This is a genomic window from Rhodococcus sp. R1101 (assembly GCF_000278445.1).
Lineage (GTDB): Bacteria > Actinomycetota > Actinomycetes > Mycobacteriales > Mycobacteriaceae > Rhodococcus > Rhodococcus gordoniae.
This window is the reverse complement of sequence record NZ_AJVB01000104.1, coordinates 1-10,234: the sequence shown is the minus strand read 5'-3', so window position 1 is coordinate 10,234 and position 10,234 is coordinate 1. Positions and strand designations below refer to the sequence as shown.

Below are 10,234 nucleotides of genomic sequence, written 5' to 3'. Positions count from 1 at the left end.
GACCACACCGCCCCCGCACGCGCTTCGACACCGACACGAACGGTCCCTGGCAGCTCGGCGTCGTCCGTATGCCCCTGCCGGAGGTGCGTGCCGTCGCGCGCGCCACGCAGACCTCGGTGAACGATGTGATCCTGACCGTCGTCTCGGGCGGATTGCGCTCCTACCTCGGCTGCTACGACGAGATTCCGGCGGTCTCGCCGGCGGCGGTCGTTCCGGGATCGCTCCGCGACCGTGTGGGGACGGAGTCGGAGAACAAGGTGACACTCCTGTATGTCGACCTGCACATCGATCGGACCGGCCCGCGCGAACGACTCCGCCGTATCCACGAGTCGGCAGCGCTCGAGAAGCACCGGATCCGGCGTCCGGAGTCGGCCGCATCCGTTGCTGCAGTGGATGCAGCGCCCGCGTTCGATCTGGTGATGTCGATCCGACGTGCACACCGCGGACCGGTAAAGCCGAGGGGAGAAGTGGTACCACTGGCCAACACCACGGTGACGAATGTCCCCCGCGGCCCGGTCGAGGGACTCCGCTTCGGTGACAGTCCGGCCGTCGAGGCGATCGGTACTCCGATGCTCAACCGGAACTACGGCCTCGTCCATTCCGCGACGTCGCTCGGCGAGGTCCTCACCTTGTCCTTTCTCGCATCGGAATCTTGCATGCCCGACCCGGACGAGTACGAGCGATATCTCGTCGCTGCCTTCGCGGAACTGTCCCGGGACTGCCTGCCTCCACACGGGCGGGCAGCCGCTGCTACCGGCCGCGCTTCGACGTCGGACGGGCGCCTGGAAGAATGAGCGATGTGACTGCGACGATCCTGGACGGCAAAGCAACCCGCGACGAAATCTTCGAGGACCTGAAGGTCCGCGTGGAAGCACTGAAGGACAAGGGCGTCACGCCCGGCCTCGGGACGATCCTCGTCGGAGACGATCCGGGATCCGCGGCCTACGTGCGCGGCAAGCACAACGACTGCGCGAAGGTCGGCATCACGTCGATCCGCAAGGATCTGCCTGCCGACATCACCCAGGAGCAGCTGTTCGAGGCGATCGACGAACTCAACGCCGATCCCGCCTGCACCGGCTACATCGTCCAGCTCCCGCTGCCGAAGCATCTCGACGAGAACGCGGCCCTCGAGCGTATGGATCCGGGGAAGGACGCCGACGGTCTGCACCCGGTCAACCTCGGCCGTCTCGTCCTCGGCAAGGAGGCCCCGCTGCCGTGCACGCCGCGCGGCATCCTCCACCTGCTGCGCCGCTACGACGTGGAGATCGCCGGTGCGCACGTGGTGGTGGTCGGCCGTGGCGTCACCGTCGGTCGCCCGATCGGGCTGCTCCTGACCCGTCGTTCGGAGAATGCGACGGTCACCCTCTGCCACACCGGCACCCGCGACCTCGCCGCCGAGGTGCGTCGCGCCGACATCGTCGTCGCGGCCGCGGGTGTTCCCGGCCTCGTGACGGCCGACATGGTCAAGCCCGGCGCTGCGGTGCTGGACGTGGGCGTCTCCCGCACCGAGGACGGACTGCGCGGCGACGTCGCCGCGGATGTGCGTGACGTCGCGGGCTTCCTGTCCCCGAACCCCGGCGGTGTCGGCCCGCTCACCCGCGCGTTCCTGCTGAGCAACGTCGTGGAGCGGGCCGAGCAGCTCACCGCCCGGTAACGGGTCGACAACCCCGGGAGACGAGATGGCTCAGGCTCTGCGATTCACGCGTCTGAACCTGCCGCTGCTCGCGGTCACCCTGGTGATCGCGGCAGCGGTGATCCTGGTGCTCGCCGACCGATGGCGACGCGGAGCGTTCGTCTTCGGCGGCGCGACGATCCTCGCCGGTCTGTTCCGCTGGGTTCTCGACGAGGACAAGGTCGGTGTCCTCGCGGTACGCAGCAAGGGATTCGATGTTGCGTCGATGATGGTCGTCGGCGGCATCGTGGTGGCACTCGCCGCGTCGATCGACCCGCTGGGAACCGACTAACCTTCGGCGAGCTTCATGAGTTCGGCGAGGAGCTTGGCGACCTCGTCGGCCTCGGTGAGGAAGCCGTCGTGTCCGTCGCGCGAGACGAGTACTCGCAGTTCACCCGATCCCGGAAGGAGATCGGCGATCTCCTGCTGCAGGCGCAGCGGGTACAGCCGGTCGGAATCGACGCCGGCGACGATCGTCGGAACCGGGGTGGACCCGAGGGCGGCTTCGACACCGCCGCGTCCGCGCCCGACGTCGTGCCGGTTCATCACGTCGGACAACAGCACGTAGGTACCGGGATCGAAGCGCGCGACGAGTTTGCGCGCCTGGTGTTCGAGATAGCTCTGCACGGCGTACCGGCCGCCTCGCCACGGATCCTCACCGTCCTGGGGGAGATTCCCGAAGCGGGTGTCGAGTTCGAACTCGGTTCGGTAGGTGAGGTGCGCGATGGTCCGGGCAATGGCGAGCCCGGCTTCGGGGCGCCGTCCCGTGTCGTAGTAGTCGCCACCCTGCCAGTCGGGGTCGGCCGTGATGGCCGTGATCTGCGCACTCTGGGTGCCGATCTGGTCGGCGGTGGCGCGGGCGCCGGTGGCGAGGACGAGCGACGCCCGTACGCGCTCGGGATGGGTGATGATCCACTCGAGGGTGCGCATGCCGCCCATCGAGCCCCCGGTCACGGCCGCGAGAACGTCGATGCCGAGCTTGTCGAGCAGGGACGCTTCGGCGGCTACCTGATCGCGCACGGTGATCAGGGGAAAGCGGGAACCCCACGCCTTGCCGTCGGGTGCGGTGCTGCCGGGGCCGGTGGTTCCGCGGCAACCGCCGAGGATGTTGGTGGAGACGACGCACCAGCGATCGGTGTCGATGGGCGCGCCGGGGCCGACCATGCCCGACCACCAGCCGGGGGACGGATGATTCGGCCCGGCGGGGCCGGTGACGTGCGAGTCGCCGGTGAGGGCGTGTTCGACGAGCACGACGTTGTCGCGGGCGGGGGACAGCTCACCCCATCTCTGCACGGCGATCGTGACGTTCGGCAGTGTCTCGCCGCTCTCGAGGGCGAGATCTCCGATGTCGATGTTCTCGAGGCGTCCGTCCGCCGGGGGCAGTTCGACACGACGACGCTCGGTGCCCGCCGTCAAGAGGTGACCGCCTCGACGCTCGGGCGGGGGTGGCAGCGCCGGCTGCGGATGTCGGTCATCGTGTCCTTCCGGCGGTGGTGGGAGGGTCGATCGTGGTTTGCGTGCGACAGCACATCATCATGTCCATCCTCCCGACAGCAGGCTTGTCGGCGGGGGCCCGCCGACCGTGTCCTCACCCGGAGCACCCCACCCCGGTCGGAGGGTTGCCGGCCAGCAAGCCGGGGCTTGACGCTGGCACTCATGACTATCCGGGCAGTCTAGCGACTCTCCGCCGCAGGGTCTTATGCACCCTCTGAACAGGCCTGACCAGCATGAAAGTTACCGGCCGGTAAGGCGCAGGGGCGGGACGAGGCGCTTTGCGGACGCCACGAATAGCAGTACGCTTGTCATGTTTGGCCGGGGTTCAGGACGTGGACACGGCCATGCTCGCGCACAGCGAGCCGACGGCGATCGCACCCACAAAGTGCGGTCGATTGGGGACCACAGAAACGTCCTAGGAGGACACGAAGCGCATATGTCCAAGATCAAGGTTGAGGGTAAGGTCGTCGAGCTCGACGGCGACGAGATGACCCGCATCATCTGGCAGTTCATCAAAGACAAGCTGATCCACCCGTACCTGGACGTGGATCTCGAGTACTACGACCTCGGCGTGGAACACCGCGACGCCACCGACGATCAGGTGACGATCGACGCGGCGAACGCCATCAAGAAGCACAACGTCGGTGTCAAGTGCGCCACCATCACTCCCGACGAAGCGCGTGTCGAAGAGTTCGGTCTGAAGAAGATGTGGCGGTCGCCCAACGGCACCATCCGTAACATCCTCGGCGGCACCATCTTCCGTGCGCCCATCATCATCTCGAACGTGCCGCGTCTGGTTCCGGGCTGGACCAAGCCCGTCATCGTCGGCCGCCACGCGTTCGGCGACCAGTACCGCGCCACCGACTTCAAGGTCGACCGCCCGGGCACCGTCACCATCACCTTCACGCCGGAGGACGGCAGCGAGCCGATCCAGCACGAGGTCTGCCGGATCCCCGAGGACGGCGGCGTCGTCATGGGCATGTACAACTACAAGAAGTCCATCCAGGACTTCGCGCGCGCCTCGCTCTCGTACGGCCTGCAGCGCAACTACCCGGTCTACCTGTCGACCAAGAACACGATCCTGAAGGCCTACGACGGCATGTTCAAGGACGAGTTCCAGCGGATCTACGAGGAAGAGTTCAAGGCGGAGTTCGACGCCGCGGGCCTCACCTACGAGCACCGCCTCATCGACGACATGGTCGCGTCGTCCCTCAAGTGGGAGGGCGGCTACGTCTGGGCCTGCAAGAACTACGACGGCGACGTCCAGTCCGACACCGTCGCCCAGGGCTACGGCTCGCTGGGCCTGATGACCTCCGTCCTGATGACCCCGGACGGCAAGACCGTCGAGGCGGAGGCCGCACACGGCACCGTCACGCGGCACTACCGCCAGCATCAGCAGGGCAAGCCGACGTCGACCAACCCGATCGCGTCGATCTTCGCCTGGACCCGCGGGCTCGAGCACCGCGGCAAGCTGGACAACACCCCCGAGGTCATCGAGTTCGCGCAGCAGCTCGAGGACGTCGTCATCAAGACCGTCGAAGCCGGTCAGATGACCAAGGACCTCGCACTGCTCGTCGGCCCGGAGCAGGGCTGGCTGACCACCGAGGAGTTCCTCGGCGCACTCGACGAGAACCTGCAGAAGGCTCGCGCCTGACCTTCGGCTCGTTTCTCGGCAGCACGAACACGGGACGCCCGCACCGGGCGTCCCGTGTCGTGTTTCCCGAGCACTCCGGGCACGGGCTACCGTTCCGTGTACCACTGTCAGTCGCATCACCGCCGTAGTGCCCGGGAGGAGGACGGCCGTGACCACCACTGGTGCCGACTCCGAAGGTCGCGGCGGGGCGCATGCCCGCCGGCGCTTCTGGACCCGGGTGTGGGCGCTGATGTTCGGCTCGGCGCTGGCCTACCTGCCGGTCGCCCTCGCCCCGAACATGATCCACGCGATCGCCCGCCGAACCGACGAACTGGCCTACGACCGGTCCACGCCGGTGCGCAGCGGCGTGCTCACCACCCTCACGATGGGCGAGGCCGCCGCCGTTCTCGGGGTCCTCGCCGCCCTCGTCATCGCGCTCAATCTCATCGCCTGGTCGCTCGGGCCGGCCGTCACCTCCGACGGTGCGCCCCGCGCGACCGAGGCCCTGCGTCTCGAACACCTGGAACTGTGCGGGTCGGTCTTCGGAGTGGGAGCGACGATGACCTTCGTCGCAGCGCTGCTCGACGGCCTCCCATACTCCGTGGATCTGGCGGCGCTGCTGCTGTTCCCCGCCGTGTTCGTGATCGTGGTGCTCAGCCAGGACCTGTTCCTCGCGACCCAGCGCGGTGTCGGTGCCCGTCGCCTGCTGCGGAGAGAGGCCTCGCTGCTGCGCCGACGCGAGCTGCTCGCCACGGCGGCGAGACTCCGACCGCGCGACCCGCGGGCATCCGTCCACCCCTTCGCGGCACTCGCCGTCGAACTCGTCCTGCTGGCCGTCGTCACGGTGGCGACAGGACTGCTCATGATCATGGTGTTCGACGAGGAACGGGGCGCTGGGCCGGCGCTGGACTCCTCCGACGTCGTCTTCGTGGTCGTGACCTCGGCGCTCACGATGTTCACAGCGGTCCTGCTCGTGCTGTGGACGGTCCGCTGCTGGCTGCTCCGCCGGTACGTCGGCGCGGTCCTGGCCGCGGCCCTGGGCGGCATCCTCTACGTCGTCGTCGGAGCGGGAATCGTCTGGGCGGCGCTCGACGAGGACGCCGTCGCCGAAGCGGTCGCGTCCGCCGCCGTCCTGTACGCCTGGATCCTCCTGCCGGCGGCCGTTCTCCTCGTCGGCACGATCGGGATCGGCAGGCGGGGTCGGTTCCCGGGTGTCACCGCCACGCTGCGTGCCGCGCTGCTGCGCGAGCGGTACCGGCTACGGCGCGCCGACGGCGACGGTGGCCGGAGGAACGGTCGCGCGGGCGGTTCCGCCCCGACGCTTCGTCATCTGATCGGGCGGGCGCGCACCGTCACCCGTGCGGCTGCGCGACAGCCGTCCCGGCGCGAGCCGGACACCCGATTCGGGACTGTTCGTTCCGGACGTCGCCCTCGCCGCATCCGGTGACGGCGAACCCGGCCACGTCGCCGATGTCGGTTACGGTGACCCGGTGCCTCTCGTCATCACCACCGTGAACGTCAACGGCGTGCGCGCCGCCGCAGCCAAGGGTCTCGTCGACTGGCTCGCCTCGTCGGCCGCCGACATCGTGTGCCTGCAGGAGGTGCGCGCCACCGAGAAGCAGTTCCACGCCGCCATCGCTCCGGCGATCGAGACCGGCTGGCACTGCGTCGGCGCGGAGTCCTCGGCCAAGGGCCGCGCCGGGGTGGCGATCCTCTCGCGCGCACCCGCGGATGCCGTGCGGGTCGGGTTCGACGTCGACGAGTTCGCGTCGGCCGGTCGCTACATGGAGGCCGACTTCGGCGACGTGACGGTGGGAAGTCTCTACCTGCCGACCGGGGAAGCCCGGACCCCGAAGCAGGACGAGAAGGAACACTTCATGAAGAGCTTTGCGGCCTACCTCGCCGAGCGGTACGCCGCGGTGACGGCCGCCGGTCGCGACATGGTGGTGTGCGGCGACTGGAACATCGCCCCCACCGAGCGGGACATCAAGAATTGGAAGGGCAACGTCAAGAAGTCCGGCTTTCTGCCGGAGGAACGTGCCTGGGTCGGCGACCTGCTCGAGGCGGGCTGGCGCGACGTGGTCCGCGATCTCCACGGCGACGTCGCAGGCCCCTATTCGTGGTGGTCCTACCGCGGCAAGGCATTCGACACCGACGCGGGCTGGCGTATCGACTACCACCTCGCGACCCCGGCTCTGGCGGCCCACGCGACCGAGGCCGGTGTCGAACGCGCGCCGAGCTACGACCGGCGTTGGTCCGACCACGCGCCGGTGACGGTGACCTTCGATCGCTGACCACTTCTGCGGTATGCCGCAGTAGTGCCCACCTCGCTCGCAGCGCGGTGCGGGCTGCGTGGAATCATCGACGGCATGTCGAGCACTGCAGAACAGAACGCCACGAAGCCGAAGGCCCGCCCCCGTGTGCTGTCCGGCATCCAGCCCACCTCGGATTCGTTCCATCTCGGGAACTTCCTCGGGGCGCTGGCGCAGTGGGTTCCGGCGCAGGACGAGAACGACGCCTTCTACTTCATCCCCGATCTGCACGCGATCACCGTTCCACACGAGCCGAAGCTGCTGCGCAAGCGCGTGCTCGTCTCCGTGGCGCAGTTGCTCGCCATCGGTATCGATCCCGAGAAGTCCGTCCTGTTCGTGCAGAGCCAGGTGCCCGAGCACGCCGAACTGTCCTGGGTCCTGAGCTGCATCACCGGCTTCGGTGAGGCCAGCCGGATGACGCAGTTCAAGGACAAGGCGGCCAAGCAGGGCACCGAGCACGCCGGTGTCGGCCTGTTCACCTATCCGATCCTCATGGCGGCCGACATCCTGCTCTACCGGGCCAGCCACGTGCCGGTGGGGGAGGACCAGCGTCAGCACCTCGAACTCACGCGAGATCTCGCGCAGCGCTTCAACTCCCGCTTCGGCAAGACCTTCGTCGTCCCCGAACCGATGATCGTGAAGGAGACCGCGAAGATCTACGACCTGCAGGATCCGACGTCGAAGATGAGCAAGTCCGCGGCGACCGACGCGGGTCTGATCAACCTGCTCGACGATCCGAAGGTCTCGGCGAAGAAGATCCGTTCGGCGGTCACCGACAACGAGCGCGAGATCCGCTTCGACCGTGAGAACAAGCCCGGCGTGTCGAACCTGCTCACCATCCAGTCGGCGCTGTCCGGTCGCAGCGTCGACGAACTCGTCGCCGGCTACGAGGGGAAGGGCTACGGCGATCTCAAGGCCGACACCGCCGAGGTGCTCACCGAGTTCGTCACCCCGATCCGTGCGAAGGTCGACGAGTACCTCACCGACCCCGCCGAGCTGAACCGCATCCTCGCGGGCGGCGCGGACCGTGCCCGTGAGGTCGCGTCCCGCACATTGGCGCAGGTCTATGACAAGGTGGGTTTCCTGCCGCGGACATAGACGAAGGAGCACCCGGATGGCCGGCGCACCCGACGAGAAGCCGGGATTTCTCGATCGTCAGCGGGCGGCACATCCGGTGCTCGACCGCATCCTCCGGGCCGGTGTGCGGTACCAGGACAACAAGGGCGACTACTACGCCGCCGGTCTGACCTACTTCACGGTGCTGGCCGTCGTCCCGATCATCATGCTGGTGTTCTCGGTGGCGGGCTTCGTGCTCGCCGGACGGCCCGAACTGCTCGATCAGATCCAGCAGGTCATCGCCGAGAACATCCCGGGCCAGCTCGGTGGCACCGTGCAGAGCCTGATCGACTCGGCGATCGAATCCCGTGGCGCGGTCGGTCTCATCGGTCTGCTCACCGCGTCGTATGCGGGCCTGGGCTGGATCACGAATCTGCGCGAGGCCCTCACGGCCATGTGGGAACATCCGCGCGACAAGGGCAACTTCTTCGTGGTCAAACTGAGGGACGGCGGGGCTCTGGTGAGTCTCGGGCTCGCTATGGCCGTGTCGTTGGCTCTGTCGGCGCTCAGCAGCGGTTCGGTCGCGCACCGGCTCGTGGAGCTGTTCAACATGGAGAACCTCGTCGGCATCGGCGTGGGGCTACGGGTACTGGCGTTGGTCATGGCGATCACCGCCTCGAGCCTGGTGTTCACCTGGGTGATCGCGCGCCTGCCCCGCGAGCCGGTCCCGTTCCGCAGTGCGCTCGTCGCGGGTGTGATCGCCGCGATCGGTTTCGAACTGCTCAAGCAGACCGGTTCGCTCTACCTCGAACGCGTGCTCAACGGGCCGGCGGGCGTCGCCTTCGGCCCCATCCTCGGCATCCTCGTGTTCGGGAACCTGACAGCGCGTCTGGTGCTCATCTGTACCGCGTTCGCTGCGACGTCACGGGCGAGCCTGGCACTCGCTCACCATCCCGCCCCCACAGGAGCGGTCATCACGCCCCGCCTCGAAGTGCACGAGGGCCTCGACGCGCGACGTGGCGCCGCTCTCCTGGGTGCAGGTCTGCTCGGTGGTCTCCTGGCGGGACGGCGACTCCGGAGGAAATGAGCGAACTCCCGGGGTGAAATCCCCTGATTCGGGGTGCCGATCGTGCTGCGGACGGACAACGATGGAAGCGTGGGAAAACAGACACGATCCGCCGCGCCCCGACGCTCGTTCCGTGTGACTCCGCGCAGAGTGCTCGCGGCCGTCCTGGTCTTGCTCGCCGTGCTGTTCGTCCTCCAGAACCGGAACAGTACGAGCATCGATCTCTTCTGGATCTCGCTCCAGGCGCCACTGTGGCTGGTGCTCGTCGTCATCTTTGCGGTCGGCTGGCTGGCCGGCTTCCTGTTCGAGCGCGGCCGCTGAACCCGTTCCGTCGAACGGCGCAGCTCCGCCGGATCCGAGGGGTGAGCACAGACGAGAGCAGGCCCCTCCCCGAAGGGACGGGCCTGCTCACGTGCGAGGTGATCAGCGAGCGAACATGAGCGCGCGCTTGACCTCCTGGATCGCCTTCGTCACCTGGATGCCACGGGGGCACGCATCGGTGCAGTTGAAGGTGGTGCGGCAGCGCCACACACCTTCCTTGTCGTTGAGGATGTCCAGACGCTCCGAAGCACCCTCGTCACGCGAATCGAAGATGAACCGATGCGCGTTGACGATCGCGGCGGGACCGAAGTAGCTGCCGTCGCTCCAGTACACCGGGCACGACGTGGTGCAGCACGCGCACAGGATGCACTTGGTGGTGTCGTCGAACCGGGCACGGTCGGCCTGCGACTGGATACGCTCACGGGTCGGCTCGTTGCCGGTGGTCATGAGGAACGGCTTCACGGCGCGGTACGCGTCGAAGAAGGGTTCCATGTCGACGACGAGGTCCTTCTCGACCGGCAGACCACGGATCGGCTCGATCGTGATCGTGACGTCCTTGCCGTTCTTGTCCAGCAGATCCTTCATGAGGATCTTGCAGGCCAGACGGTTGACGCCGTTGACACGCATCGCGTCCGAGCCGCACACACCGTGGGCGCAGCTGCGACGGAAGGTGAGCGTGC

General features: G+C 67.8%; 11 protein-coding genes and 1 riboswitch. Of the genes, 9 read left to right on the top strand and 2 right to left on the bottom strand.

The window, feature by feature from the left end:
• From R1101_RS26300 to R1101_RS0109485, 3 genes are all read left to right on the top strand, one after another.
• The coding region (locus R1101_RS26300) for a WS/DGAT domain-containing protein (RefSeq protein WP_016933207.1) at positions 1 to 794 on the top strand (794 nt) is incomplete at its 5' end.
• 5 nt (positions 795 to 799) lie between these two features.
• Complete coding sequence (locus tag R1101_RS0109490; RefSeq protein ID WP_198420253.1) at positions 800 to 1,654, top strand: bifunctional methylenetetrahydrofolate dehydrogenase/methenyltetrahydrofolate cyclohydrolase; 855 nt, start codon at positions 800 to 802, stop codon at positions 1,652 to 1,654.
• 25 nt (positions 1,655 to 1,679) lie between these two features.
• Positions 1,680 to 1,964 carry a DUF3017 domain-containing protein gene (locus R1101_RS0109485; protein WP_016933205.1) on the top strand — a complete coding sequence of 95 codons (285 nt, stop codon included), beginning with the start codon at positions 1,680 to 1,682 and terminating at the stop codon, positions 1,962 to 1,964.
• Here R1101_RS0109485 and metX read toward each other — a convergent pair.
• Positions 1,961 to 3,088 carry a homoserine O-acetyltransferase MetX gene (gene metX, locus R1101_RS0109480; RefSeq protein WP_016933204.1) on the bottom strand — a complete coding sequence of 376 codons (1,128 nt, stop codon included), beginning with the start codon at positions 3,086 to 3,088 and terminating at the stop codon, positions 1,961 to 1,963. The two genes, R1101_RS0109485 and metX, sit on opposite strands and share 4 nt — an antisense overlap.
• A gap of 134 nt (positions 3,089 to 3,222) precedes the next feature.
• Positions 3,223 to 3,334, bottom strand: a riboswitch (SAM riboswitch).
• A gap of 268 nt (positions 3,335 to 3,602) precedes the next feature.
• Here metX and R1101_RS0109475 point away from each other — a divergent pair.
• The 6 genes from R1101_RS0109475 to R1101_RS30155 all read left to right on the top strand — a co-directional run bounded on the left by R1101_RS0109475 (position 3,603) and on the right by R1101_RS30155 (position 9,554).
• Positions 3,603 to 4,820 carry an NADP-dependent isocitrate dehydrogenase gene (locus R1101_RS0109475; RefSeq protein WP_016933203.1) on the top strand — a complete coding sequence of 406 codons (1,218 nt, stop codon included), beginning with the start codon at positions 3,603 to 3,605 and terminating at the stop codon, positions 4,818 to 4,820.
• A gap of 148 nt (positions 4,821 to 4,968) precedes the next feature.
• The gene (locus R1101_RS0109470) at positions 4,969 to 6,246 is read left to right on the top strand and encodes a hypothetical protein (RefSeq protein ID WP_016933202.1); all 1,278 of its coding nucleotides are present in this window, start codon (positions 4,969 to 4,971) and stop codon (positions 6,244 to 6,246) included.
• Positions 6,247 to 6,289: 43 nt separating this feature from the next.
• Positions 6,290 to 7,093 (top strand): exodeoxyribonuclease III, encoded by an 804-nt coding sequence (locus R1101_RS0109465; protein WP_026003076.1) that lies wholly within the window; start codon positions 6,290 to 6,292, stop codon positions 7,091 to 7,093.
• Between the two features lie 75 nt (positions 7,094 to 7,168).
• Positions 7,169 to 8,209, top strand: a complete 1,041-nt coding sequence (gene trpS, locus R1101_RS0109460; protein ID WP_026003075.1) for a tryptophan--tRNA ligase — start codon at positions 7,169 to 7,171, stop codon at positions 8,207 to 8,209.
• 16 nt (positions 8,210 to 8,225) lie between these two features.
• Positions 8,226 to 9,254, top strand: coding sequence for an inner membrane protein YhjD (gene yhjD, locus R1101_RS0109455; RefSeq protein ID WP_016933199.1), 1,029 nt, complete (start codon positions 8,226 to 8,228; stop codon positions 9,252 to 9,254).
• A gap of 114 nt (positions 9,255 to 9,368) precedes the next feature.
• Complete coding sequence (locus tag R1101_RS30155) at positions 9,369 to 9,554, top strand: LapA family protein (protein ID WP_232284714.1); 186 nt, start codon at positions 9,369 to 9,371, stop codon at positions 9,552 to 9,554.
• 102 nt (positions 9,555 to 9,656) lie between these two features.
• On the opposite strand, the gene R1101_RS0109445 is transcribed toward R1101_RS30155, so the two are convergent.
• A partial coding sequence (locus R1101_RS0109445) for a succinate dehydrogenase iron-sulfur subunit (protein ID WP_016933197.1) occupies positions 9,657 to 10,234 on the bottom strand: 578 nt, incomplete at its 5' end.

Excerpts from the sequence above, each read along its gene's own strand:
- R1101_RS0109485 (WP_016933205.1), top strand. The coding sequence starts at position 1,680 with ATGGCTCAGGCTCTGCGATTCACGCGTCTGAACCTGCCGCTGCTCGCG.
- R1101_RS0109475 (WP_016933203.1), top strand. The coding sequence starts at position 3,603 with ATGTCCAAGATCAAGGTTGAGGGTAAGGTCGTCGAGCTCGACGGCGAC.
- trpS (WP_026003075.1), top strand. The coding sequence starts at position 7,169 with ATGTCGAGCACTGCAGAACAGAACGCCACGAAGCCGAAGGCCCGCCCC.
- yhjD (WP_016933199.1), top strand. The coding sequence starts at position 8,226 with ATGGCCGGCGCACCCGACGAGAAGCCGGGATTTCTCGATCGTCAGCGG.